At 69.9% G+C, this 24,699-nt stretch carries 34 protein-coding genes; all 34 read left to right on the plus strand.

The window, feature by feature from the left end:
- The first annotated feature begins 327 nt into the window (after positions 1-327).
- The 34 genes from ACSJJR_RS04380 to rplQ all read left to right on the plus strand — a co-directional run bounded on the left by ACSJJR_RS04380 (position 328) and on the right by rplQ (position 24,627).
- Positions 328-3,381 (plus strand): SpaA isopeptide-forming pilin-related protein, encoded by a 3,054-nt coding sequence (locus ACSJJR_RS04380; protein ID WP_435942274.1) that lies wholly within the window; start codon positions 328-330, stop codon positions 3,379-3,381.
- Between the two features lie 111 nt (positions 3,382-3,492).
- Positions 3,493-4,956 carry a SpaH/EbpB family LPXTG-anchored major pilin gene (locus ACSJJR_RS04385; protein ID WP_435942275.1) on the plus strand — a complete coding sequence of 488 codons (1,464 nt, stop codon included), beginning with the start codon at positions 3,493-3,495 and terminating at the stop codon, positions 4,954-4,956.
- Positions 4,957-5,077: 121 nt separating this feature from the next.
- Positions 5,078-6,124 carry a class C sortase gene (locus ACSJJR_RS04390; RefSeq protein WP_435942276.1) on the plus strand — a complete coding sequence of 349 codons (1,047 nt, stop codon included), beginning with the start codon at positions 5,078-5,080 and terminating at the stop codon, positions 6,122-6,124.
- Between the two features lie 193 nt (positions 6,125-6,317).
- The gene (gene rpsJ, locus ACSJJR_RS04395) at positions 6,318-6,626 is read left to right on the plus strand and encodes a 30S ribosomal protein S10 (RefSeq protein ID WP_005987219.1); all 309 of its coding nucleotides are present in this window, start codon (positions 6,318-6,320) and stop codon (positions 6,624-6,626) included.
- 11 nt (positions 6,627-6,637) lie between these two features.
- Positions 6,638-7,306, plus strand: coding sequence for a 50S ribosomal protein L3 (rplC, locus tag ACSJJR_RS04400; protein WP_435942277.1), 669 nt, complete (start codon positions 6,638-6,640; stop codon positions 7,304-7,306).
- 4 nt (positions 7,307-7,310) lie between these two features.
- On the plus strand, positions 7,311-7,955 hold the full coding sequence (rplD, locus tag ACSJJR_RS04405; protein WP_435942278.1) for a 50S ribosomal protein L4: 645 nt from the start codon (positions 7,311-7,313) through the stop codon (positions 7,953-7,955).
- On the plus strand, positions 7,952-8,257 hold the full coding sequence (gene rplW, locus ACSJJR_RS04410) for a 50S ribosomal protein L23 (RefSeq protein WP_435942279.1): 306 nt from the start codon (positions 7,952-7,954) through the stop codon (positions 8,255-8,257). Before rplD ends, rplW begins: the two co-directional genes overlap by 4 nt.
- A 21-nt stretch (positions 8,258-8,278) precedes the next feature.
- Positions 8,279-9,115 (plus strand): 50S ribosomal protein L2, encoded by an 837-nt coding sequence (rplB, locus tag ACSJJR_RS04415; protein ID WP_249367400.1) that lies wholly within the window; start codon positions 8,279-8,281, stop codon positions 9,113-9,115.
- Between the two features lie 12 nt (positions 9,116-9,127).
- A complete protein-coding gene (gene rpsS / locus ACSJJR_RS04420; protein WP_006548387.1) occupies positions 9,128-9,406 on the plus strand; it encodes a 30S ribosomal protein S19 in 279 nt (92 codons plus the stop codon).
- A gap of 29 nt (positions 9,407-9,435) precedes the next feature.
- The gene (rplV, locus tag ACSJJR_RS04425) at positions 9,436-9,813 is read left to right on the plus strand and encodes a 50S ribosomal protein L22 (protein WP_435942280.1); all 378 of its coding nucleotides are present in this window, start codon (positions 9,436-9,438) and stop codon (positions 9,811-9,813) included.
- Positions 9,813-10,625 (plus strand): 30S ribosomal protein S3, encoded by an 813-nt coding sequence (gene rpsC / locus ACSJJR_RS04430; RefSeq protein ID WP_435942281.1) that lies wholly within the window; start codon positions 9,813-9,815, stop codon positions 10,623-10,625. The genes rplV and rpsC overlap by 1 nt, the downstream gene beginning before the upstream one ends.
- A 3-nt stretch (positions 10,626-10,628) precedes the next feature.
- A complete protein-coding gene (rplP, locus tag ACSJJR_RS04435) occupies positions 10,629-11,048 on the plus strand; it encodes a 50S ribosomal protein L16 (protein WP_435942282.1) in 420 nt (139 codons plus the stop codon).
- Entirely contained in the window at positions 11,048-11,293 is a 246-nt protein-coding gene (gene rpmC, locus ACSJJR_RS04440; RefSeq protein ID WP_435942283.1) for a 50S ribosomal protein L29, read from the plus strand. The genes rplP and rpmC overlap by 1 nt, the downstream gene beginning before the upstream one ends.
- Positions 11,290-11,577 (plus strand): 30S ribosomal protein S17, encoded by a 288-nt coding sequence (rpsQ, locus tag ACSJJR_RS04445; protein ID WP_435942284.1) that lies wholly within the window; start codon positions 11,290-11,292, stop codon positions 11,575-11,577. The genes rpmC and rpsQ overlap by 4 nt, the downstream gene beginning before the upstream one ends.
- Positions 11,578-11,972: 395 nt before the next feature.
- Entirely contained in the window at positions 11,973-12,344 is a 372-nt protein-coding gene (gene rplN / locus ACSJJR_RS04450; protein ID WP_249367396.1) for a 50S ribosomal protein L14, read from the plus strand.
- A gap of 2 nt (positions 12,345-12,346) precedes the next feature.
- Positions 12,347-12,694 (plus strand): 50S ribosomal protein L24, encoded by a 348-nt coding sequence (gene rplX / locus ACSJJR_RS04455; protein WP_435942285.1) that lies wholly within the window; start codon positions 12,347-12,349, stop codon positions 12,692-12,694.
- A 2-nt stretch (positions 12,695-12,696) separates the two neighbouring features.
- A complete protein-coding gene (rplE, locus tag ACSJJR_RS04460) occupies positions 12,697-13,254 on the plus strand; it encodes a 50S ribosomal protein L5 (protein WP_435942286.1) in 558 nt (185 codons plus the stop codon).
- Position 13,255: 1 nt separating this feature from the next.
- Positions 13,256-13,441 (plus strand): type Z 30S ribosomal protein S14, encoded by a 186-nt coding sequence (locus tag ACSJJR_RS04465; RefSeq protein ID WP_166856061.1) that lies wholly within the window; start codon positions 13,256-13,258, stop codon positions 13,439-13,441.
- Between the two features lie 57 nt (positions 13,442-13,498).
- Complete coding sequence (gene rpsH, locus ACSJJR_RS04470) at positions 13,499-13,897, plus strand: 30S ribosomal protein S8 (RefSeq protein WP_435942287.1); 399 nt, start codon at positions 13,499-13,501, stop codon at positions 13,895-13,897.
- 22 nt (positions 13,898-13,919) lie between these two features.
- Complete coding sequence (rplF, locus tag ACSJJR_RS04475) at positions 13,920-14,459, plus strand: 50S ribosomal protein L6 (protein WP_435942288.1); 540 nt, start codon at positions 13,920-13,922, stop codon at positions 14,457-14,459.
- 2 nt (positions 14,460-14,461) lie between these two features.
- Positions 14,462-14,836 (plus strand): 50S ribosomal protein L18, encoded by a 375-nt coding sequence (rplR, locus tag ACSJJR_RS04480; RefSeq protein WP_435942289.1) that lies wholly within the window; start codon positions 14,462-14,464, stop codon positions 14,834-14,836.
- 26 nt (positions 14,837-14,862) lie between these two features.
- Positions 14,863-15,570 (plus strand): 30S ribosomal protein S5, encoded by a 708-nt coding sequence (gene rpsE, locus ACSJJR_RS04485; RefSeq protein ID WP_435942290.1) that lies wholly within the window; start codon positions 14,863-14,865, stop codon positions 15,568-15,570.
- On the plus strand, positions 15,570-15,764 hold the full coding sequence (rpmD, locus tag ACSJJR_RS04490; protein WP_435942291.1) for a 50S ribosomal protein L30: 195 nt from the start codon (positions 15,570-15,572) through the stop codon (positions 15,762-15,764). The genes rpsE and rpmD overlap by 1 nt, the downstream gene beginning before the upstream one ends.
- 4 nt (positions 15,765-15,768) lie before the next feature.
- A complete protein-coding gene (gene rplO, locus ACSJJR_RS04495; RefSeq protein ID WP_435942292.1) occupies positions 15,769-16,242 on the plus strand; it encodes a 50S ribosomal protein L15 in 474 nt (157 codons plus the stop codon).
- Positions 16,243-16,493: 251 nt separating this feature from the next.
- Positions 16,494-17,786 carry a preprotein translocase subunit SecY gene (secY, locus tag ACSJJR_RS04500; RefSeq protein WP_435942293.1) on the plus strand — a complete coding sequence of 431 codons (1,293 nt, stop codon included), beginning with the start codon at positions 16,494-16,496 and terminating at the stop codon, positions 17,784-17,786.
- Complete coding sequence (locus ACSJJR_RS04505) at positions 17,783-18,367, plus strand: adenylate kinase (protein WP_435942294.1); 585 nt, start codon at positions 17,783-17,785, stop codon at positions 18,365-18,367. Before secY ends, ACSJJR_RS04505 begins: the two co-directional genes overlap by 4 nt.
- A gap of 94 nt (positions 18,368-18,461) precedes the next feature.
- Positions 18,462-19,343, plus strand: coding sequence for a type I methionyl aminopeptidase (map, locus tag ACSJJR_RS04510; protein ID WP_435942295.1), 882 nt, complete (start codon positions 18,462-18,464; stop codon positions 19,341-19,343).
- A gap of 53 nt (positions 19,344-19,396) precedes the next feature.
- On the plus strand, positions 19,397-21,163 hold the full coding sequence (locus ACSJJR_RS04515) for a family 20 glycosylhydrolase (RefSeq protein ID WP_435942296.1): 1,767 nt from the start codon (positions 19,397-19,399) through the stop codon (positions 21,161-21,163).
- A 208-nt stretch (positions 21,164-21,371) separates the two neighbouring features.
- Positions 21,372-21,593 (plus strand): translation initiation factor IF-1, encoded by a 222-nt coding sequence (gene infA / locus ACSJJR_RS04520; protein WP_111835832.1) that lies wholly within the window; start codon positions 21,372-21,374, stop codon positions 21,591-21,593.
- 35 nt (positions 21,594-21,628) lie between these two features.
- Entirely contained in the window at positions 21,629-21,742 is a 114-nt protein-coding gene (rpmJ, locus tag ACSJJR_RS04525; protein WP_003781903.1) for a 50S ribosomal protein L36, read from the plus strand.
- A 158-nt stretch (positions 21,743-21,900) separates the two neighbouring features.
- The gene (gene rpsM / locus ACSJJR_RS04530; protein ID WP_435942297.1) at positions 21,901-22,275 is read left to right on the plus strand and encodes a 30S ribosomal protein S13; all 375 of its coding nucleotides are present in this window, start codon (positions 21,901-21,903) and stop codon (positions 22,273-22,275) included.
- Between the two features lie 67 nt (positions 22,276-22,342).
- Complete coding sequence (gene rpsK, locus ACSJJR_RS04535) at positions 22,343-22,744, plus strand: 30S ribosomal protein S11 (RefSeq protein ID WP_166856038.1); 402 nt, start codon at positions 22,343-22,345, stop codon at positions 22,742-22,744.
- A gap of 164 nt (positions 22,745-22,908) precedes the next feature.
- The gene (locus tag ACSJJR_RS04540; RefSeq protein ID WP_435942298.1) at positions 22,909-23,907 is read left to right on the plus strand and encodes a DNA-directed RNA polymerase subunit alpha; all 999 of its coding nucleotides are present in this window, start codon (positions 22,909-22,911) and stop codon (positions 23,905-23,907) included.
- A 39-nt stretch (positions 23,908-23,946) separates the two neighbouring features.
- Complete coding sequence (gene rplQ, locus ACSJJR_RS04545; protein WP_435942299.1) at positions 23,947-24,627, plus strand: 50S ribosomal protein L17, sunset domain variant; 681 nt, start codon at positions 23,947-23,949, stop codon at positions 24,625-24,627.
- Positions 24,628-24,699: the final 72 nt, after the last annotated feature.

Consider the following 24,699-nt stretch of genomic DNA (forward strand, 5'->3'; position numbering starts at 1 on the left):
GGGTTTGTTGGTTTCCCCCTCTTGTTTGCGCTCCGGGTGCCCGTCCCTTTCCCCCCCACCAGGCACGTGTGGGACCGGCCGTGCCGCGGGCCGGTGTGGCGAGGGTGCCCGGTGTGGCGAGGGTGCCCGGTGTGGCGAGGGTGCCCGGTGTGGCGAGGGTGCCCGGTGTGGCGAGGGTACACAGCCCCATGAGATAAGGGTCACCTCAGACATTGGTGTTATCAAATCGTGTCATAGTTTTGGTCTGTGCCATGTCAGAAGACGTGTGACACTGGCGAGGTCATGCGCCGTCCCCGCCCTGAGCACCGTGTTCCCTGGAGGTCTCCCATGAGACGCCCGTCCCTCATGATGTCTGCCTGCCGAGAGGTGTCGGGCCGCAGGCGCCACGCGGCTGAGCGCCGCCCGCGCGCCGGCAGGGCCGTTCACGGGCTCGCGGCCTCACTCGCCCTGCTCATGACCTTGGGCACCGGTGGCTTCGCCCTGGCCGCAGCGCCCTTCGCCGCCGATCCCGTCGGCACTGACGCCGCGGCCGAGGCTGGCACCTGGGACGACGTGTCCGCGCCCGCGGCCGACGACGCCGCCACGGCGGGCGGCGGGGCGGCGGCTCCCGAGGCCGGCGCCGCGCTGACAGAGCCGGCGTCAGCCGGTGACGGCGAGGAGGCGCTCCCGGCCGAGGATGACGCCGCCACCTCAGTGGAGCCGTCCACGGACGCTGCCGAGACGCTTGACGCGGCCGAGCCCGGTGAGGCTGCCGAGCCCGGTGACGGGGCAGAGGCGACTGGCGAGGACGGGGTGGAGACGGTGTCGGCGCTGCGGGCGGCCCCGGAGCCTACCTCGTCGACGTCGGTCGTCGTCGTGCGCGTCGTCGGCACGAGGGGCGCGGACCGCAAGAAGCAGCCGCTGGCCGGCGTCCGGCTGACGGGCAGTCTCTCGTCCTCCTCCACCACCATGACCTGCACCTCGGACGCCGAGGGCCTGTGCTCCTTCACCGTGGACAAGACCGCCCTGTTCCAGGGCAACAGGAACAAACGCCTCACCATCACCTACACCGCGGGCGACGTCCCCGCGGGCTGGTACGCCAACACCGAGCTGGGGCTGCTCGACTCTGGCTCCAGCGCGACGCTCAGCACCTACAGTATGGTCTCTCCCAAGCTGCACGGCGGTCACACCTACACGAGCGACGCCGACCTCGGGTTCTTCGGCAGCGGCCTGGAGTGGACGACGGGAGGCTGGCAGGCCTCCGTGGTCAACCCGTCCATGCCGCAGAAGTGCGGGATCAAGGTTGCCCTCCTCATGGACCTGTCGAGCTCGGTGACGGCCGCTGACGTCACACAGGCCCAGGCCGCTGCCAACGGCTTCGTGGACGCGCTCAAGGGCACGCCCTCCTCCATCGGGGTCTACACCTTCGGCACCGTGGCACCCGCCACCGGCGTGACGAGCCTGGCGGCGACCTCCGTCTCCACCGAGGCCGGCGCCCAGACCGTCAAGAGCTCGATCGCGGCCTGGCGGCACCTGGATAATGAGGGCACGAACTGGGAGCAGGGCCTGTGGCAGCTGCAAGGCGAGGGCTACGACGTCGTCATGCTCCTGACCGACGGCAGCCCCACCTTCTACGGCCCCCGGTCCTCGAGTGGCGCCACCCCGTCGGGCCCGGGCGACGCCACCACCTTCGCGGTCATGGAGGAGGCCATCGCCTCTGCCAACACGCTCAAGACGCAGGGCACGACGCTCATCGCATTCGGCGTCGGCAGCGGCGTCAGCGGCACCGGCGCGGCTGCCAACCTCCGGGCGGTCTCCGGCCAGACCCCAGGATCGGACTACTTCCAGACCACCGACTACGCCGCCGCGGCGACACGGCTGACGAACCTCGCCTCGGGCGCCTGCCACCAGACGGTGACAGTCATCAAGCAGACCGTGCCCTACGACGGGTCCACGACCCCGACTGCGGCGGACGGCTGGACCTTCACGGCCGAGGCAGCGGGGAGTGTGACCTTCGCGGGTGGGGCCACCACCCTCACGGGTACCACCGGCCAGGGGACGCAGGCCGGCACCGGGGCCACCGAGTTCGCCTTCGACCTGCCCTCGGCCAGCGCCACCGGGACGATGACGATCACCGAGACCCAGAAGCCGGGCTACACCCTCGTCCAGCAAGGCGATGCCAACGCAGCCTGCTACCGCGTGTCCGACGACGGCACGCAGGAGGCCCTCACGGTGACCAACACCTCGGGTGGTGGCTTCACGATCCCCGTCTCCGCCCAGAACCGGGTCTCCTGCTATGTCATCAACCGCGAGCCGGCGCCCGAGGCCACGGTGACGGTGAGCAAGGTGTGGAAGGTGGACGGTCAGACGTACGAGGGCGGTGCCCCGGGCGGGCTCGGCATGTCCGCCGACCTGATGATCAACAGCGCCGCGGCCACCTGGGATGAGGCTGTCACAGGCCACCACGTGCAGGACACGCTCACCATCGGTGAGACGACGACGATCACCGACATGCCCGGCTGCCGGGTCACGGGCTCGACGCTCACCGGCACGGGCCTTGGCCAGCCCGTCACCCTCGACCCCACCACGCCGAAGGCGAGCGTGACACTGACGGCCGCGTCCAACAGCTACACGCTCACCAACACCGTCACCTGCACCCAGACGCTCAGCCTCGACAAGAAGGTGGACAACAGCGCCTCCACCTATGACTGGGCCACCCAGGCCACCGCCCAGGACTGGACGCTCAGCGCGGTGAGCGGCTCGACCACCCTGAGCGGCGCGGGGGCGGTTGCCGCGACCGAGGTCCCGGCGGGGGAGTACACCCTCAGCGAGTCGGCCGGGGCGGCGCTCGCCCTGCCGGCCGAGGCGTACCGGGCGGGGACGTGGCAGTGCGCCTACACCAACAACGCCAGAGGCACGGTCCCCGTGGTCAATGGCAAGGTCACGGTGCCGCGAGGGCGCTCGGTCCACTGCGAGGTGACGAACACGCTGGCGGCCTTCCCCATCAGCTGGACGAAGGTCGATGAGGGGGGAGCGGCCCTCGCCGGCGCCGAGTGGCAGATCAGCCGGGACGGCATGTCTGGCGCCACCGTCAACGTGCCCGCCTCCACCGACGGCCAGGCGCGCGTGGAGGGCCTGCCCATGGGCACCTACACCCTCACCGAGACCAAGGCCCCGGCCGGCTACACGCGCGCAGCCCCCATCACCTTCACCGTGGCCGAGGACGGCACCATCACGGGCCTGCCTCAGACGGTGACGAACACGAAGCGACCTGTCCCGTCCCTGCCCCTGACCGGTGGGCTCGGCACCGACATGCTGCTCGTGGGCGGCGGCCTCCTGGCCGTCGCGGCCCTCGCAGCCGAGGTCATGAGGAGGCGCCACCAGCAGATGACGTCTCAGTGACCGGCCGCCGCGGGACCGGGCCACGGCCCAGCGGCCCGTCTCACCAGTGCCATCCCCACCCTGTTCCATCACGACGCCCTCAGGGGCGACGCATATGAGAGGAATCCCGATATGACGACCAGCACACGGACCCTCGTGGGCCGCCTTGCCCTCGTGGCGGGCGCGCTCGCGCTCGGAGTCCTCGGGCTCGGCGCCCCAGCAGGGGCGATCACCGGCGGTCCCACAGGCAACATCGACGACTTCCATGACGGTGTGATCAACGTCCACAAGTACTCCAACCCCGGGGGCGCGCTCACGCCTGGAGACGGCACCGCGCAGACCGTGCCCGCGGGGGCCGTGCCGCTGAAGGGCGTCCCCTTCAACCTGTACCGCGTGACGGATGTTGACCTCGTCAACGGCAACGCGGGCTGGGACGTGGTGGAGGCCGTCTCCGGCGCTGCCCCCGTCGAGCCGCAGCTCGACAACGCCACCACCCCCAGTCAGGTGACCATCAACGGAACGGCGCACGACCTTGCGACGGCAGTCACTAAGGTGACGGACACCAACGGCCTCGCCGCCTTCGGCGGCCTGCACCCGGGTCTGTACGTCGTCACCGAGGGCGCTGACACCGGCGACAACCACATCGTGGCCAAGGCGAAGCCCTTCTTCGTCGTCCTGCCCATCAAGGACAAGGACCCCGACGGCAAGGTCGTGTGGGGCCACGCCGCCGACGTCTACCCCAAGAACGTCGTCTCCACACGGCCGGTCAAGACCGTGGACACGCCGCAGGCCACCGGCGGCGTCCTCACCTGGACCGTGACGCAGGCGGTCCCCACCTACGACGCCACCGCACCGCTGACGAGCTTCGTCCTCAAGGACGACCTGAGCAAGGCCGGCGAGGACAAGACCGGCACTGTCGCGAGCCTCACCCTCACCGTGAACGGCACGACCCTGGCCAAGGGCACCGACTACACCGTCGCCCTTGACGCAGTGGCGAAGGTCCTCACGGTCACCGTGACGGACCTGAGCAAGCTGCCCTCCGGCGCCACCGTGGTCGCCCAGTACACGACGGTCGGCCAGGTCGGTCCCTACAAGAACGAGGTCAAGACCTACATCAACGACCCGACGCACGAGGTCGGCACCGCCACCACGACGGGCTACCTCGGCCGGCTGGAGGTGAAGAAGGAGGACAAGGACACGGGCGACGCCCTGGACGGCGCCACCTTCAAGGTCTGTGACAACACCAATGGTGACGCCACCAAGGACTGCGCGGCGATCGCCACCCTGACCACGCAGTATGGCAGCGGGGCTCGCCTCGACGGTCTGCGCGTGCCCGGCAAGTACGCCCTCGTCGAGACCGCGGCGCCCGCCGGCTACGTCCTGGACGAGCAGGTGCGCACCTTCGAGTTCACCGGCGCCCAGAACACCGTGAGCGCCCTCACTGTCACCCTCAAGGTTGACAACACCAAGCGCAAGGTCCCGACCCTGCCAGTCACCGGCGCCGCCGGCCAGGTGCTCATGCTCGCCGGGGGCGCAGCCCTTGTCGCGGGCGGCGCCCTGCTCGTCGTCCGCAACCGCCGTCAGCCCAAGGACTGACGACCCACCCTTCCGGTACACCGGGACGTCGGCGGGGGAGGTCACCACCTCCCCCGCCGACCTCTGCCCAGACCATGACACGCGCTGACACCCAGCGCCCTCAGCCCCACAGGATCCCCGCGTGCGACCCCGCCCCCGACACCATGCGCGAGCCCACCTCCACCGCTGGCGCCCCAGCCTGGCCTCCCTCCTGCCCGCCCTGCTCGCCACCACCGGGATGCTCCTGCTCACCTACCCGGCGGCCGCCTCCTGGCTCAGCCAGTACAACCAGTCCCAGGTCATCGTCGGCTACGCGCAGGCCGTCACTGAGGCCAGCCCCGACGCCGCCACCCAGCTCGCCCAGGCCCACGCCTACAACGACGCCCTCGCCTCCGGCGCCGTGCTTGAGGCGGGCACCCACGTCCCCACCGGCAACGGCACCAGCACCGCCACGAGCCTCGGCTACCACGCCCTCCTCGACGTCAACGGCTCCGGCCTCATGGCGCGCCTGCGGATCCCCTCCATCGACCTCGACCTGCCCGTCTACCACGGCACCACCGACGCCACCCTCCTGCAGGGGCTCGGCCACCTGGAGGGCACCTCCCTGCCCGTCGGCGGCGAGGGCACCCGCGCCGTCATCACCGGCCACCGCGGCCTGGCCAGCGCCACCATGTTCACCCACCTCGACCAGGTCGAGCCCGGCGACACCTTCACCCTCGAGGTCCTCGGCGAGGTCCTCACCTACCGGGTCACCGGCACCAAGGTGGTCGAGCCCGAGCAGACCGAGGCCCTGCGGGCCGTCGAGGGCAAGGACCTCGTCACCCTCGTCACCTGCACCCCGCTGGGGATCAACAGCCACCGCATCCTCGTCACCGGCGAGCGGGTCCTGCCCACGCCCGCGCAGGACGTGGCCACGGCGGGCGCCGCACCCGACGTGCCCGGACGTCCCTGGTGGCTGCTGTGGCTCGCCGTCGGCCTGGGCCTCGTGGCCCTGTACGTCTGGCAGGCCGGGCGCGGCCCCGCCGAGCGCGGCCCGGCACCGCGACCGGGTGGCCCAGGCACCGCAGCGCGGCGGACGGCCACCGGACCGGGCGACACGCCCGAGCGCGTGGACCGGGTGGGCGGTCTCACAGGCGCAGAAGCCGACTCGGCCTCCCGCACCGGAGGCGGCGCTGATAGCGTTGCCTAGCCGGTGCGCGCCAGCGCTCCGGCCACCTCCCGGGGTAGCCCCGGGAACCAGTCTGACGGACCCGGTGACCACCGGGTTTCCGTGTGTCCAGACCGGTCCCTCATCCTCAACAGTGAGTGCGTGTGAGCAGGTCGCGTGAGCGACACGCCCGAGCGCGTGGACCGGTCGCCGAAAGCAAGAGAGGTTAGGCGCCATGGCGGGACAGAAGATCCGCATCCGGCTCAAGTCCTACGACCACGAGGTCATCGACAGCTCGGCGCGCAAGATCGTCGACGTCGTGACCCGCGCAGGTGCGACGGTCGTGGGCCCGGTGCCGCTGCCGACCGAGAAGAACGTGTTCTGCGTCATCCGGTCGCCCCACAAGTACAAGGACAGCCGTGAGCACTTCGAGATGCGCACGCACAAGCGGCTGATCGACATCATCGACCCGACCCCCAAGGCCGTCGACTCGCTTATGCGCCTCGACCTGCCCGCGGACGTCAACATCGAGATCAAGCTCTGAGGACTGAAGCCATGACTACGCTTAACCAGCCGGCTCCGGCCGCGCCTGCCAAGGCGCTGCTCGGCACCAAGCTCGGCATGACGCAGATCTGGGACGAGAACGGCATCATGCGTCCCGTCACCGTGGTCCGCGTCGACACCAACGTCGTGACCCAGGTCCGCAACGTCGAGACCGACGGCTACGAGGCCGTCCAGCTCGCCTTCGGTGAGATCGACGAGCGCAAGGTCACCAAGCCCCTCCAGGGCCACTTCGCCAAGGCCGGTGTCGCCCCGCGCCGCCACGTCGCCGAGATCCGCACCTCCCTCGCCTGCGAGTTCACCCCGGGCCAGGAGCTCACCGCCGACGTCTTCGAGGTCGGCCAGCTCGTGGACGTCCAGGGCACCTCCAAGGGCAAGGGCTTCGCGGGTGTGATGAAGCGCCACGGCTTCAAGGGCGTCTCTGCCTCGCACGGTGCGCACCGCAACCACCGCAAGCCCGGCTCCGTCGGCGCCTGCGCCACCCCGGGCCGCATCTTCAAGGGTCTGCGCATGGCCGGCCGCATGGGCCACGCGACCACCACCGTCCAGAACCTCAAGGTTCGCGGCGTGGACGCCGACAAGGGTGTCATCCTCGTCAACGGCGCCATCCCCGGCCCCAAGGGCTCGGTCGTCGTCGTCCGCACCGCGGTGAAGGGAGCCTGACACCATGGCTGACGTTCTCTCCGTTGACATCGTTGACTCCACGGGTCAGAAGACCGGCACGGCCGAGCTGCCCGCCGAGGTCTTCGACGTCGAGCTCAACATCCCCCTCATGCACCAGGTGGTCGTGGCCCAGCTCGCCGCGGCCCGCCAGGGCACCCACGCCACCAAGAACCGCGGTGCCGTCCGCGGCGGTGGCCGCAAGCCCTACCGCCAGAAGGGAACCGGCCGCGCCCGCCAGGGCTCGACCCGCGCCCCGCAGTTCGTCGGCGGTGGCGTCGTGCACGGCCCGCAGCCGCGCGACTACTCCCAGCGCACCCCCAAGAAGATGAAGGCCGCCGCCCTGCGCAGCGCCCTGTCTGACCGCGCCCGCAACGGCCGCCTCCACGTCATCACCGAGTTCCTGGCCTCCGAGACGCCCTCTACCAAGGGCGCCCTGTCCGGCCTGCGCAACCTCACGGACCGCAAGGCCCTCGTGGTGGTCGAGCGCACGGACACCCTGTCCGTCCTGAGCCTGCGCAACCTGCCCGACGTCCTCGTGACCTGGGCCGACCAGCTCAACACCTACGACGTTCTCGTCAACGACGACGTCGTCTTCACTGCCGCCGCCCTGGACACCTTCCTCGGCAAGGGCGAGGAGGAGTCCAAGTGAGCCTCGAGAAGAGCAAGAACCCCCGCGACGTCATCGTCGCGCCGGTCGTCTCCGAGAAGTCCTACGCCTGCATGGACCGTGGCCAGTACACGTTCCTCGTCGCGCCGGGCTCGAACAAGACCGAGATCAAGATGGCCGTCGAGTCCATCTTCGGCGTCAAGGTCGAGTCCGTGAACACCCAGAACCGCCCGGGCAAGGTCCGCCGGACCCGCACCGGCCTGGGCAGGACGAAGGCCACCAAGCGCGCGATCGTCACGCTGCGTGAGGGGACCATCGACATCTTTGGCGACGTGGCTGAGTGACACGGAAGGTAAAGAAACGACATGGGAATCCGTAAGTACAAGCCGACGACGCCGGGACGTCGTGGCTCCTCCGTGGCCGACTTCGTCGAGATCACGCGCAGCGAGCCCGAGAAGTCCCTCGTGCGCCCGCTGAGCAAGTCCGGCGGCCGCAACAACAGTGGCCGTGTCACCACCCGCCACAAGGGCGGCGGCCACAAGCGCGCCTACCGCGTCATCGACTTCCGCCGCCACGACAAGGACGGCGTGCCGGCCAAGGTCGCTCACATCGAGTACGACCCCAACCGCACCGCCCGCATCGCCCTGCTGCACTACGCCGACGGCGAGAAGCGCTACATCATCGCCCCGAACAAGCTCGCCCAGGGCGACGTCGTCGAGGCCGGCCCGAACGCCGACATCAAGCCCGGCAACAACCTGCCGCTGCGCCACATCCCCACCGGCACGGTGGTGCACGCCGTCGAGCTGCGCCCCGGTGGCGGCGCCAAGATCGCCCGCAGCGCCGGCACCTCGGTGCAGCTCGTCGCCAAGGAGGGCAAGTACGCGCAGCTGCGCATGCCCTCCGGCGAGATCCGCAACGTCGAGGCCGCCTGCCGCGCCACGGTCGGTGAGGTCGGCAACGCCGAGCAGTCCAACATCAACTGGGGCAAGGCCGGCCGCATGCGCTGGAAGGGCGTGCGCCCGACCGTCCGCGGTGTCGTCATGAACCCGGTTGACCACCCGCACGGTGGTGGTGAGGGCCGCACCTCCGGTGGCCGTCACCCTGTCTCCCCGTGGGGCAAGCCCGAGGGCCGTACCCGCCGTCCCAACAAGTCCAGCGACCGCCTCATCGTGCGTCGTCGTCGGACCGGCAAGAAGCGCTGATAGGAGCCTGATATGCCGCGCAGCCTGAAGAAGGGTCCCTTCGTCGACGACCACCTCATGAAGAAGGTGGACGCCCAGAACGAGAAGGGCACCAAGAACGTCATCAAGACCTGGTCCCGTCGTTCGGTCATCACGCCGGACTTCCTCGGACACACCTTCGCCGTCCACGACGGTCGCAAGCACGTCCCGGTCTTCGTCACCGAGTCCATGGTGGGCCACAAGCTCGGCGAGTTCGCTCCGACCCGTACCTTCCGCGGGCACGTCAAGGACGACCGCAAGTCGCGTCGCTGACGCCGACGGAAGTCAGAGAGGCAGAGAACATGGAAGCCAAGGCGCAGGCCAAGTACGTGCGCTGCACGCCGATGAAGGCCCGTCGCGTCGTGGACGTCGTCCGCGGCAAGAACGCCCTCGAGGCCATCAACGTGCTCCGTTTCGCCCCGCAGGCCGCTGCGGTGCCGGTGCGCAAGGTCATCGAGTCCGCCATCGCCAACGCCCGGGTCAAGGCCGAGCGTGCCGGCGAGCGGTTCGACGAGAGCTCGCTGTACATCACCGAGGTGTTCGCTGACGAGGGCCCGACCCTCAAGCGTTTCCGTCCCCGCGCCCAGGGGCGCGCCGGCCGGATCCTCAAGCGCACCAGCCACATCACCGTCATCGTCGGCGACAGGGCCGACTCCGCGAAGAAGGAAGGAGCCCGGTAATGGGGCACAAGGTCAACCCGACCGGGTTCCGCCTGGGCATCACGACGGACCACCGCTCGCGCTGGTTCGCCGACTCCACGAAGCCCGGTCAGCGCTACCGCGACTTCGTTGAGGAGGATGTCAAGATCCGCCGCCTCATGGCCGACGGCATGGAGCGCGCGGGCATCTCCAAGGTGGACATCGAGCGCACGCGTGACCGCGTGCGCGTCGATCTGCACACCGCCCGCCCGGGCATCGTCATCGGCCGCCGCGGCGCCGAGGCCGAGCGCCTGCGCGGCCAGCTCGAGAAGCTGACCGGCAAGCAGGTCCAGCTCAACATCCTCGAGGTCAAGAACCCCGACCTCGACGCGCAGCTCGTCGCCCAGGGCATCGCGGAGCAGCTCGCCAGCCGAGTCTCCTTCCGCCGTGCCATGCGCAAGGGCATGCAGTCTGCCATGCGCGCCGGCGCCAAGGGCATCCGTGTCCAGTGCTCCGGCCGCCTCGGCGGCGCCGAGATGAGCCGCAGCGAGTTCTACCGTGAGGGCCGTGTGCCGCTGCACACCCTGCGCGCGAACATCGACTACGGCTTCTACGAGGCCAAGACCACCTTCGGACGTCTCGGCGTCAAGGTCTGGATCTACAAGGGCGACATGACGGAGCGCGAGTTCGCCCGTCAGCAGGCCGAGGCCGGCCAGCGCCGTGGCGGGCGCAACGACCGCCGCGGCGGCCGTGGCGAGCGCCGAGGCGAGCGCGCCCCGCGTCACAACGAGCAGCAGGCCGAGCAGGCGCCGGCCGCCGAGAACGCTGCCGCAGACCAGGGAACGGAGGCCTGAGCCGTGCTCATCCCTCGCCGGACCAAGTTCCGCAAGCAGCACCGCCCGCACCGCTCGGGCATGTCCAAGGGCGGCAACCGCGTCGCCTTCGGTGACTACGGCATCCAGGCCCTCGAGCCCGCCTACATCACCAACCGCCAGATCGAGGCGGCCCGTATCGCCATGACCCGCCACATCAAGCGTGGCGGCAAGGTGTGGATCAACATCTTCCCGGACCGCCCGCTGACCAAGAAGCCGGCCGAGACCCGCATGGGTTCCGGTAAGGGTGCTCCCGAGTGGTGGATCGCCAACGTCAAGCCCGGACGCATCCTGTTCGAGCTGGGCGGCGTGGACGAGGCCCTCGCCCGCGAGGCCATGCGTCGCGCACAGCACAAGCTTCCGATGAAGACCCGTTTCGTGACACGTGAGGGTGGTGACGTCTGATGGCTATCGGTTCCCAGGGGCTGACCCCCACCGACCTCGACGCCATGGATAACGAGCGACTGACCGAGGAGCTCTCCAAGGCCAAGGCCGAGCTCTTCAGCCTCCGGTTCGCCTCGGCGACCGGCCAGCTCGAGGACCACGGCCGTCTCAAGGCCGTGCGCCGCGACATCGCCCGCATCCACACCATCGTGCGCGAGCGTGAGCTCGGCATCCGTACCGCTCCGAGCACGGAGGAGTCCAAGTGAGCGAGCAGAACACCACCCCCGTCGTCGAGGACGCGCGTCCTCAGCGCAAGGTCCGTCGCGGCTACGTCGTGTCGGACAAGATGGACAAGACCATCGTCGTCGAGCTCGAGGAGCGCTACAAGCACTCCCTCTACGGCAAGGTCCTCCGTCGCTCGAAGAAGGTCAAGGTCCACGACGAGCACAACGAGGCGCACCCCGGTGACCTCGTCGTCATCATGGAGACCCGGCCGCTGAGCGCCACCAAGCACTGGCGCCTGGTCGAGATCGCCGAGCGGGCCAAGTGACCTGCCGCTGACCTCAGCCATCGCGACGCCGTCGCCGTCCCCCGTGGGCGGCGACGGCGTCGTCGTGCTGGCGGCGTCGTGGACGCAGCGACGCCGCGGCCTGGCACCTGCCCGCCGCGGGAGCGTGGCTGCCCGGTGAGCAAGGGCACAGGCGGTGGCCACCGCCCCAGGTTCCGCGCCCTGACGGCCTCGACTAGGCTGTGGGAGTTGCGTGCGCCGAAGGTGCGCCCGCCAGAGACCTCGTGCTCCCTGCGCCTGTGTCTGGTGGGACCCGCGTACCAAGGCCCCCTCGCCCCCGGGCGGGGGAGGAGCACGCAAGACCGAAAGAACGTTCGGCCAGGCTCGTGCCCCACACCGGGACGGCGAGAACCGGCTCGACGACAGGAGAACACTCAATGATCCAGCAGGAGTCGCGACTCAAGGTCGCCGACAACACCGGTGCCAAGGAGATCCTTTGCATCCGTGTTCTCGGCGGCTCCGGTCGTCGCTATGCGGGTATCGGCGACACGATCGTCGCTACCGTCAAGGACGCCATCCCCGGCGGCAACGTCAAGAAGGGCGACGTCGTCAAGGCGGTCGTCGTGCGCACCCGCAAGGAGCGCCGCCGCCCGGACGGCTCGTACATCCGCTTCGACGAGAACGCCGCCGTCATCCTCAAGAACGCCGACGGTGAGCCCCGCGGCACGCGCATCTTCGGCCCCGTGGGCCGTGAGCTTCGCGAGAAGAAGTTCATGCGCATCGTCTCTCTCGCCCCGGAGGTGATCTGAACATGGCACGCATCAAGAAGGGCGACCAGGTCATCGTCATCGCCGGCAAGGACAAGGGCAAGGTCGGGCGCGTCCTCGAGGTCCGCCCCACCCAGGACCGCGTCATCGTCGAGGGCGTCCAGCGCGTCACCAAGCACACCAAGGTGGGCCAGTCCGCTCAGGGCGCCCGCACCGGTGGCATCGAGACCGTCGAGGCCCCGATCCACGTGTCCAACGTCATGATCTACGACGCCAAGGCCAAGGGTAAGCGCACCCGCGTGGGCTTCCGCGTCGAGGAGGGCACCCGCCCCAACGGCGCCGCGCGGACCGTTCGCGTGCGCTACGCGAAGAAGTCCGGGGAGGACCTGTGACCATGTCTGAGAACACCACCCCCCGCCTCAAGGTGAAGTACACCGAGCAGGTGCAGCCCGCCCTGCGCACCGAGTTCCAGCACGGCAACGTGATGGAGGTCGCCCGCGTCGTCAAGGTCGTCGTCAACATGGGCGTCGGCGAGGCGGCCCACGACTCCAAGATGATCGAGGGCGCCGTGCGCGACCTGGCCGCCATCACCGGCCAGAAGCCGCAGGTCACCAAGGCCCGCAAGTCCATCGCGCAGTTCAAGCTGCGTGAGGGCATGCCCATCGGCGCGCACGTGACGCTGCGCGGCGACCGCATGTGGGAGTTCCTCGACCGCCTCATCTCGATCTCGCTGCCGCGCATCCGCGACTTCCGCGGCCTGAGCCCCAAGCAGTTCGACGGCAACGGCAACTACACCTTCGGTCTGACCGAGCAGTCCGTGTTCCACGAGATCGACGCCGACTCCATCGACCGCGTGCGCGGCATGGACATCACCGTGGTGACCACCGCCAAGACCGACGAGGAGGCCCGCTCGCTGCTCAAGCAGCTCGGCTTCCCCTTCAAGGAGAAGTGACATGGCCAAGACCGCTCTCATCGAGAAGGCGAACCGCAAGCCGAAGTTCGGCGTCCGCGCCTACACGCGCTGCCAGCGCTGCGGCCGCCCGCACTCCGTGTACCGCAAGTTCGGCCTGTGCCGTATCTGCCTGCGTGAGATGGCCCTGACCGGCCAGCTCCCGGGCGTGAGCAAGTCCAGCTGGTAAGAACTTACGTCGCAGGTCCGCGAGGAAACCACGACGAGGAAGGGCTGAGGCCCACTCATGACTATGACAGACCCGATCGCAGACATGCTGACCCGTCTGCGCAACGCCAACAACGCCTACCACGACGCCGTGTCCATGCCGTCGAGCAAGCTCAAGGTCAACATCGCTTCGATGCTCAAGTCCGAGGGCTACATCGCCGGGTACGAGGTGACCGACGCCGAGGTCGGCAAGACGCTCACGCTGAGCCTCAAGTACGGAGCCAACCGCCAGAGGGCCATCCAGGGCCTCAAACGCGTCTCCAAGCCCGGCCTGCGCGTCTACGCCAAGTCCAACAACCTGCCGAAGGTCCTTGGTGGCCTCGGGGTGGCGATCCTGTCCACCTCCTCCGGTCTTCTGACCGACCGGCAGGCAGAGTCCAAGGGCGTGGGCGGCGAAGTCCTCGCCTACGTCTGGTGAGCACAGGAACGGAGGAATAGCAATGTCTCGTATTGGACGTCTCCCCGTTCCGGTTCCCGCCGGAGTGGACGTCATCATCGACGGCAACGACGTGACCGTCACGGGCCCCAAGGGCACCCTGACGCGCACCATCGCCGCGCCCCTGAGCGTCAGCCGCCAGGAGGATGGCTCCATCCTCGTCACCCGTCCCGACGACGAGCGCCAGTCGCGCTCCCTGCACGGGCTGTCGCGCACGCTCATCGCCAACATGGTCGTCGGCGTCACCGAGGGCTACACCAAGAACCTCGAGATCGTCGGCACCGGTTACCGCGCCGCCCAGAAGGGCACCGGCATCGAGCTGTCTCTCGGCTTCTCGCACACGGTCGTCGTCGAGGCCCCCGAGGGCATCACGCTCACCGTCAACGGCAACCTCAAGATCGCCGTCTTTGGCATCTCGAAGGAGCAGGTTGGCGAGGTCGCCGCGAACATCCGCAAGATCCGTCCGCCGGAGCCCTACAAGGGCAAGGGCGTGCGCTACGCCGGCGAGAACGTGCGCCGCAAGGTCGGAAAGGCTGGTAAGTGACCATGGCTTACGCGATCAAGAGGGGCAAGTCCAAGACCATCGCCCGCAAGATCCGCCACCAGCGTGTGCGCAAGCGCGTCAACGGCACCCCCGAGCGCCCCCGCCTCGTCGTCACCCGCTCCAACCGCCACATGGTGGCGCAGGTCATCGACGACACCATCGGCCACACCCTGTGCTCGGCCAGCACCCTCGAGGAGGCCGTCAAGGGCGTCGAGGGTCACAAGGTCGGCGCCGCCCGCAAGGTCGGCGAGCTCGTCGCCGAGCGCGCCAAGGCCCTGGGCATCGAGGCGGTCGTCTTCGACCGCGGCGGCAACAAGTACCACGGCCGTGTCGCGGCCGTTGCGGAGGGCGCCCGCGAGGGCGGCCTGAAGCTCTGACCCGGACGAAAGCTAAGGAGAATCTGATGGCTGCACCGCAGCGAGACAGGTCCGCGTCGTCCGACGGCTCGGCCCGCAACGGCGAGAACCGCGGCGAGGGCCGCGGGCGTCGTGACCGCAACAACGACCGCCGCGACCGCAACAACGGCCGCGGCAATGACGACAGGTACATCGAGCGCGTCGTCACCATCAACCGCGTGTCCAAGGTCGTCAAGGGCGGCCGCCGCTTCACCTTCACGGCGCTCGTCGTCGTCGGTGACGGCGAGGGCACGGTCGGCGTCGGCTACGGCAAGGCGAAGGAAGTTCCCGCCGCCATCGCCAAGGCCGTCGAGGTCGCGAAGAAGAACTTCTTCCACGTCCCGATGATCCGCCGCACCATCCCGCACCTGGTCCAGGGCGACGACTCCGCCGGAGTCGTCCTCCTGCGCCCCGCCTCCCCCGGTACCGGTGTTATCGCTGGAGGCCCCGTGCGCGCCGTGCTGGACTGCGCCGGCATCCACGACATCCTGTCGAAGTCCCTCGGCTCCTCGAACGCGATCAACATCGTCCACGCGACGGTGGACGCGCTCAAGAAGCTCGAGCAGCCGGAGGGCGTTGCCGCCCGCCGAGGCCTGCCCCTGGAGGCCGTGGCGCCGCAGTCCATGCTGCGCGCCCGCGCCGAGGGCGAGGCCGACAGGCGCGCCGAGGCTGAGAAGAAGGAGGCCGAGAAGGCCGCTGAAGGAGTTGAGGCGTGATGGCTGAGACCACCACCAAGCAGCTCAAGGTGACCCAGGTCCGCTCCGGCATCGGTGGCACCCACCGCCAGCGCGAGACCCTGCGCTCCCTCGGCCTGCGCAAGATCCGCCAGTCCGTCGTGCGTGAGGACAGCCCCACTGTGCGCGGCATGATCGCCACGGTGGCGCACCTCGTCACCGTTGAGGAGGCCTGAGAAGATGGCTGACACCAAGAACAGCGAGGAGAAGGTGCAGGTCGTCAAGCTGCACCACCTGCGTCCGGCTCCTGGCTCGAAGAAGGCCAAGACCCGCGTCGGCCGCGGTGAGGGCTCCAAGGGCAAGACCGCCGGCCGCGGCACCAAGGGCACCAAGGCCCGCTACCAGGTCAAGGCCGGCTTCGAGGGCGGCCAGATGCCGCTGCACATGCGCCTGCCCAAGCTCCGTGGCTTCCGCAACCCCAACCGTGTGGAGTTCCAGCCCGTGAACGTCGGCCGCATCGCCGAGCTGTTCCCGCAGGGTGGCACCGTCACGGTCGAGGACCTCGTCGCCAAGGGCGCCGTCCGCGGCGGCCAGCTCGTCAAGGTCCTGGGCACCGGCGACGTCACGGTCAGGCTCGAGCTCACCGTGGACGCCTGGTCCGCCTCCGCCAAGGAGAAGATCGAGGCTGCCGGCGGCACCCTCAGCACCCGCTGAGACACCGCCAGCGCGTATCCCCCGTAGGCCCTTGCCACCAGCCCGCCTGGTGGCAAGGGCCTACGGCCGTCAGGCACCCCACGTGACCGATCCCCACCGCCGTGGCGCCCTCGCCAGGTTCAGGGCCGTGGCCGCGCGCGGTAGGGTACGCACGGTGCCCAACCAGGCACCGGACCTCACCGCGGCCCCGTGTGTGCCGTGCCACGGGCCCTGCGACAGGCCCGTGCCCAGCAGCGACAACAGGAGTACGAGTGCTCAGTGCGTTCATGCAGGCGTTCCGCACGCCCGACCTCAGGGGAAAGCTCCTCTTCACCCTGGGCATCATGGCCCTGTTCCGGCTCGGCTCCGTGCTGCCGACCCCAGGTGTGGACATCGGCAACGTCCAGGTGTGCGTCGGCCAGAGCCAGGATGCGGGCCTGCTGGGCCTTATCAACGTCTTCTCCGGAGGGGCGCTGCTCCAGCTGAGTGTCTTCGCGCTGGGCATCATGCCCTACATCACGGCCTCCATCATCATCCAGCTCCTGCGCGTGGTCATCCCGCGCTTCGAGGAGCTGCACAAGGAGGGGCAGGCCGGCAACGCCACCCTCACGCAGTACACGCGCTACCTCACCATCGGCCTGGGAGTCCTGCAGTCCTCCACAATCGTGGCCACGGCGGCCTCAAACACCCTGTTCCCCACGTGCACGGTCTCGGTGATCCCCAACCACTCGCCCCTCGACCTCGCCCTCATGATTCTCACGATGACGGCGGGCACGGGCCTGATCATGTGGCTGGGTGAGCTCATCACCGAGCGCGGCATCGGCAACGGCATGTCCCTGCTCATCTTCACCTCCATCGTGGCCCGCATGCCGCAGAACCTCTTGTCGATCATCGGCACGAACAACGGCGTCGCCAAGTTCCTCACGGTGCTGGCCGTCATCCTCCTGGCCACCCTCGCCGTCGTCTTCATCGAGCAGGCCTCGCGCCGCATCCCCGTGCAGTACGCCAAGCGCATGGTCGGGCGCCGCCAGTACGGCGGGTCCACCACCTACATCCCGATCAAGATCAACACCGCAGGCGTCATCCCCGTCATCTTCGCCTCCTCCATCCTGGCCATGCCCCAGCTCGTCGCCCAGTTCGGCAACCAGCAGTCGCGGTGGGTGCGCTGGGTCATGGACAACTTCTCCCAGACGGACACCGTCTACCTCGTCGGCTACGGCCTGCTCATCCTCTTCTTCGCCTTCTTCTACACGGCCATCACCTTCAACCCCGAGGAGATCGCCGACAACATGAGGAAGTACGGCGGCTTCATCCCCGGCATCCGGGCGGGGGAGCCCACCGTTCGCTACCTCACCCACGTCATCAACCGGGTGACCACCGCAGGCTCCGTGTACCTGCTCGCCCTGGCCCTGCTTCCGACCGCTGCGGTCATCTGGCTCGGCCTGTCCCACAACCTGCCGTTCGGCGGCACGACGATCCTCATCATGGTGGGGGTCGGCCTCCAGACGGTCAAGGAGATCAACTCCCAGCTCCAGCAGCGCCACTACGAAGGGTTCCTCTCATGAGCGCACGTATGGTCCTCCTCGGCCCCCCCGGGGCCGGCAAGGGCACCCAGGCTGCCCGCATCGCCGAGCGCCTGGGCATTCCCGCCATCTCCACCGGTGACATCTTCCGCGCCAACGTCGCCGGCGCCACCGAGCTCGGCACCCTCGCCAAGTCCTACATGGACAAGGGCGAGTACGTCCCCGACTCAGTCACCAACGCCATGGTCAAGGACCGCATCGGCCAGGACGACGCCGCCCAGGGCTTCCTCCTGGACGGCTACCCGCGCACCGAGGCCCAGGTCCACGAGCTCGAGGACATGCTCGCCAGCGACGGCCTCGCCCTCGACGTCGTCCTCGAGATCACGGCCGACTCCGAGGTGGTCGTCGCCCGGCTGCTCAAGCGCGCCACCGAGCAGAACCGTGCCGACGACACCGAGGAGGTCATCCGCCGCCGCCTCGAGGTCTACGCCGAGCAGACCCAGCCGCTGGCCGCGATCTACGCGGACAAGGGGCTGCTCGTGAGCGTGGACGGCATCGGCGCTCTCGACGAGGTCACCGACCGCATCATGACCGCTCTCGCCAAGGCCGGCGTGAGCGCCTGAGGCACCACCTCGGCGGGCCACCCCCACCTGCGGGTGGCCCGCCGTCCGCCTCACGCCCGGCAGCGACAGCCGTACCCGCTGGAAGGACCCCACCGTGATCGGACGCGAGCAGATCCAGATCAAGACCCCGGACCAGGTGCGCCACATGCGCCGCGCCGGGCTCGTCGTCGCCGACGTCCACGCCGCCCTGCGTGAGGCCGTGCGACCCGGCGTCACCACCGCAGAGCTTGACGCCGTGTGCGCCGAGGTCATCTCCCGCGCCGGGGCTCACTCGAACTTCCTCGGCTACTACGGCTACCCGGCCACCGTGTGCACCTGCGTCAACGACGAGGTGGTCCACGCGATCCCGGGTGAGCGGGTCCTCGCTGAGGGCGACCTCATCACCTTCGACTGCGGCGCCTACGTCCTGGACGAGGACGGCACCCAGTGGCACGGCGACGCAGCCTTCACCACCGTCGTCGGCGGGCGCTACGCCACCGACAGCGACCGCGTGCTGGACACCACCACCCGCAACGCCCTGTGGGCGGCGATCGCCGCCGTCGCCCGCGCGGCAGCCGGCGTCACGACCGGCCGCGGCACCCGCCTCAACGCCATCGGTGACGCCGTCGAGGAGGTCGTGGAGGCCACCGCCCAGGAGCACGGACACCGCCTGGGCATCCTCGAGGAGTACGTCGGCCACGGCATCGGCACGGCCATGCACATGGCGCCCGACGTGCTCAACTACTCCGTCAGGCGCAAGGGGCCCAGGCTGCGAGCGGGCATGGTCCTGGCCATCGAGCCCATGCTCACCGCCGGCTCGCCGAGGGTGCGCGAGCTCGACGACGGCTGGACGGTTGTCACCGAGGACGGCTCCAGGGCGGCGCAGTGGGAGCACACGGTGGCCGTCGTCCCCGGCGGCGTGTGGGTCCTCACCGCGCCCGACGGCGGTGTCGAGGGCCTGAGCGCCTACGGCATCGAGCCCAAGCCGCTGCGCTGAGCAGCGCTGGCCCCGGCGCCGGCCACCTCCAGCGCGCCACTACGCTTCGCCCCATGGAGGACACCACCCTCGCCCCCCTCGTGCCACCCGTCAGGGTCGTGCCCGCCCCGCGCAGCCTCGAGCTGCGCCCCGCCGGCTTCACGCTGCGTCGGAGCACGCCGTTGCTGTGCCAGGAGGGCGCCGAGGAGGCCGCCGGGATGCTGGCCCTGAGGCTGCGGACCGGCCTGGGCTGGAGCGGCGGCGTCGAGCCCCTGCCACAGGCGCACGAGCCCAGCGGACCCGCCGGCGCGCTCGTGCTCCTGCTCGACGCTCAGGCGGGGCTCGGGCCGGAGGGCTACACGCTCGACTGCGCGCCCACGGGCGTCGTGCTGCGCGCCCAGACCCGAGTCGGCCTGCTCAACGCCGTGCGCACGCTCCTGCAGCTGCTGCCGCCACGCGTCATGGACCCAGGCGGGGCGGCGTGGGGCCCCGCCGACGCCGAGGAGCTCGCCCTGGTGCCCGGCGCCCGGGTCGAGGACGCCCCGTGCTGGGCGCACCGCGGCGTCATGATCGACGTCGCCCGCAGCTTCCTGGACGTGGACGAGCTGCTGCGCGTCGTCGAGACCGTCAGCCTGCTGAAGATCAACGTCCTGCACCTGCACCTCGTCGATGACCAGGGCTGGCGCCTGGAGATCACCAACGAGGGCCGGGCCGCGCACGACCCCCACGACTACACCCTGCTCACGCAGGTCTCGGGGCGCACGGCTGTCACCCAGAGCGCCTGGTCCGGCCGGGCAGGGCGCCCGGGCTGGTACACGCAGGAGGACTACCGCAGGATCGTGTCCTTCTGCCGCTCGCGGGGGGTCGAGCTCATCCCCGAGATCGACGTGCCCGGCCACGTGGGCGCCGCCCTGCACGCCCTGCCCGGCCTGTGCACCCCGGGCAGCTCCCACGAGAGCGTCCCCCAGGCGCCCACCGCCCCGGCGGACGGCAGCATCATCGTCGGCTTCTCCTACCTCGACCCCCACGCCCCGGCCACGCGCGCCTTCATCCGCCACGTCCTCACCCAGGTGATGGACCTCGACCCCGAGGGCAGGCGCGTGCACCTGGGCGGCGACGAGCCCTGGGCGATGGCCGAGCGCTACGGCATGGGGCCGGGCTCCGCCTACGCCGAGCTGCTGAGCTGGGCCTGCGAGGTCGTGCGCGAGCGCGGGCGCGTGCCCGTGGGCTGGAACGAGGCGTGGTCCGCCCAGGGCGGTGACCAGGACCCCCTGGGCGGCGCCACGCCGATGCAGCTGCAGCTGTGGGACGTGCGCGGAGAGGAGGCGGCCGCCGGCCAGCGCCGGGCAGCCGAGCAGGGGGCCCGCTTCATCATGTCGCCGTGCACGCACGCCTACCTCGACATGGCCTGGGACGAGCAGGCCCCCCTGGGGCTGGACTGGGCCGGGGTGCTGGACCTGCGTGCCGCCCGCGACTGGGACCCGGCGTCGCTCGTCGAGGGCGTGGGCCGCTCCTGCGTCGAGGGCGTCGAGGCGACGCTGTGGGCGGAGACCGCCCGGGGCGTGGAGGACGTCGAGATGCTGCTGCTGCCCCGCCTGCTCGGCACGGCCGAGGTGGGCTGGAGCCCGGGCCTGCCCGTGGGCGAGGCGGAGCACGCCCGGGCCATGGAGGACTTCCTGGGCCGCTGCGCCGCCCACGGTGCGCGTATGCGCGCCGCCGGGACCTGCTTCGTCCTCCTGCCCGAGGTGCCGTGGCGCCAGGCCGGCCCGCAGTGGGGGCAGCTCGTCGCCGAGCAGGAGGAGACGCGACGCTCCAGCGCCGGACGCGCCGGCCGGGCCTGAGCACGCCGGCCGGGTCCGGCCTGTGGCCGGAAACACCGTCACTGTGCCGGATCTCGCGTAGTGGCCCCCGTGGCCCTGCCGTATTGTTAAGGGCCGGTGCGCCCTACGGTCCTGCACACGGCACCTGCTGGGAGCAGGGGCACAGGGCGCGTCGTCCGACGGCGACGTCGTCGGAGGAACTTGAGCGAGCAAGCACCGACGGAGGAACATGGCTAAGAAGGATGGCGTCATCGAGGTCGAGGGATCGGTCGTCGAGGCCCTTCCGAACGCGATGTTCCGGGTGGAGCTGAGCAACGGGCACGTCGTGCTCGCGCACATCTCCGGCAAGATGCGGCAGCACTACATCCGCATCCTCCCCGAGGACCGCGTGGTCGTGGAGCTGAGCCCCTACGACCTCACGCGCGGTCGCATCGTCTACCGGTACAAGTGACAGTCCTCCCCGCACGGGGATGACGGAGGAACATCATGAAGGTCAAGCCGAGCGTCAAGAAGATCTGTGACAGCTGCAAGGTGATCCGTCGCCACGGCCGCGTCATGGTCATCTGCGAGAACCCGCGGCACAAGCAGCGCCAGGGCTGAGCCCAGGCGCTGACGGCCGCCGTCGGGGCGGCCACCCACAAGCACCCACCCCAGCTCGCCGACGGTGAGCAACCCCCGGTTCCTGGAGGCCGGGGCCGCCGCGACCGCGGCGGGGGAGGTGGGCGACGACCTCCGGGAGCACACAGGAGAACCACACCGTGGCACGTATTTCAGGTGTTGACCTGCCTCGCGAGAAGCGGGTTGAGGTCGCCCTTACGTACATCTTCGGGATCGGCCGCACCCGTGCGGACGAGACCCTCGCGGCGACGGGCGTCAACCCCGACACCCGCGTCAAGGACCTCACCGAGGACGAGCTCGTCCTGCTGCGCAACCACATCGACGCGAGCTACCAGGTGGAGGGCGACCTGCGCCGCGAGGTCCAGGCTGACATCCGCCGCAAGATCGAGATCGGCTGCTACCAGGGCCTGCGCCACCGCCGTCACCTGCCGGTGCACGGCCAGCGCACCAAGACCAACGCGCGCACCCGCAAGGGCCCCAAGCGCACCGTGGCCGGTAAGAAGAAGGCCAAGTAAGCAGCAGTCCATGAGCGCGGGCACGGCTGCCCGCCATGGAACGACGACCTAGATCGAAGAAGGAAACATGCCTCCCAAGAGCCGCACCGCCGTGCGCAAGACGCGTCGCAAGGACCGCAAGAACGTCACCCACGGCCACGCCTACATCAAGTCCACCTTCAACAACACCATCGTGTCCCTCACGGACCCGCACGGTGCCGTCATCGCCTGGGCCTCCTCCGGCCAGGTCGGCTTCAAGGGCTCGCGCAAGTCAACGCCCTACGCCGCCCAGCTCGCCGCCGAGGCCGCCGCGCGTCGCGCGCAGGAGCACGGCATGAAGAAGATCGACGTCTTCGTCAAGGGCCCCGGCCCGGGCCGCGAGACCGCGATCCGCTCCCTCCAGGCCGCCGGCCTTGAGGTCGGCTCCATCTCCGACGTCACGCCCCAGGCCCACAACGGCTGCCGCCCGCCCAAGCGCCGCCACGTCTGAGACGACTGAGGCCGACGGCGTCCGTGCCCCCGGGCCCGCGACGCCGTCGGCTCCTCACACCCGCCCCTGGTAGGCGGGCACGGACGGGCCGGCTCCTGGAGACCACCGTCCACATCCCGCAGGATCGGCGTCATATAGCGGGCGCCGCCACGAAAGGAAACCACGTGCTCATCGCACAGCGACCCACCCTCTCCGAGGAGGTCATCGAGGAGGACCGCCGCTCGCGGTTCGTCCTGGAGCCTCTTGAGCCCGGCTTCGGCTACACCCTCGGTAACTCCCTGCGCCGCACGCTGCTGTCGTCCATCCCGGGCGCCGCCGTGACCAGCGTGCGCATCGACGGGGTCCCCCACGAGTTCCGCACCATCGCCGGGATCAAGGAGGATGTCGCCCAGATCATCCTCAATATCAAGGAGATCGTGCTCTCGAGCGAGAACGACGAGCCGGTCGTCATGTACCTGCGCAAGTCCGGCCCGGGCGTCGTCACCGCCGGTGACGTCACCCCGCCCGCCGGCGTGGAGATCCACAACCCCGACCTCGTCATCGCCACCCTCAACGAGAAGGGCAAGCTCGAGATCGAGCTGACGGTCGAGCGCGGGCGCGGCTACGTCTCCGCGGCGCAGAACAAGGACCCGAACGCGGAGATCTCCCGCATCCCCGTGGACTCCATCTACTCGCCGGTCAAGAAGGTCTCCTACGCGGTCGAGGCCACCCGTGTCGAGCAGCGCACGGACTTCGACCGCCTCGTGGTGGACGTCGAGACCAAGGCCTCGATCACCCCTCGTGACGCGCTCGCCTCCGCCGGCAAGACGCTCGTCGAGCTCTTCGGCCTGGCCCGTGAGCTCAACGTCGAGGCCGAGGGCATCGAGGTCGGCCCCTCGCCGATGGACCAGGCCCTCCAGCAGGACCTCGCCCTCATGATCGACGAGCTCGACCTGCAGGCCCGCTCGTCCAACGCGCTCAAGCGCGAGGGCATCCTCACCGTCGGCGAGCTCGTCGCGCGCAGCGAGGCGGACCTGCTCGACATCCGCAACTTCGGTGCCAAGTCGATCTCCGAGATCAAGCTGAAGCTGGCCGAGCTGGGTCTGTCCCTCAAGGGCTCCCCGGCCGACTACATCGCGGACGACGACTACACCAACCCCACGTTCAGCGACGAGCAGGCCTGAGCCGCGCCTCCCCGCTCGCCATTCACCTAGGAGACAACAATGCCTCGCCCCACCAAGGGTCCCCGCCTGGGCGGCTCCGCCCAGCACGAGCGCCACATGCTGGCCAACCTCGCCACGCAGCTCTTCATCCACGAGTCGATCACGACGACGGAGGCCCGCGCCCGCCGCCTGCGCCCCTACGCCGAGAAGCTCATCACCAAGGGCAAGCGCGGCGACCTGCACGCCCGCCGCACGGTCCTGCGCAAGGTGACGGACAAGTTCGCCGTCTACCGTCTCTTCGAGGAGATCGCCCCCAAGCTCGAGGGCCGCGAGGGCGGTTACACCCGCATCGTCAAGGTCGCGCCTCGCAAGGGTGACAACGCGCCCATGGCCGTCATCTCCCTCGTCCTCGAGCCGGTCGCCAAGAAGGAGGTCGTGGCCGACGCCGTGGCCACCGCCAAGCGCGCCGCCGAGAAGGCTGTGGACAGCGCCGCCCAGGCCCCGGCCGAGCAGGCCGCCGTCGAGTACGCCGGCGCCGTCCGCCTTGCGGAGGGCTCCACCGAGGCCCCCGACGCCGACCACCAGGTCAAGGGCAACGAGGACTCGATGAAGTACCACGTCCCCGGCTCGCGCTGGTACGACGCCACCGTCGCCGAGGTGTGGTTCGCCTCCGCCGAGGACGCTGAGGCCGCGGGCTTCGCCCCTGCCGGCGGTGCCGCCGCCCAGAAGGTCGAGGGCTGAGCCCTCGAACAGGTCTGGCCTGCACGGCTGCGGGGCCTGTCACCACCGGGTGGCGGGACCCGCCGACGTGTC

The organism is Actinomyces sp. W5033 (assembly GCF_051303165.1).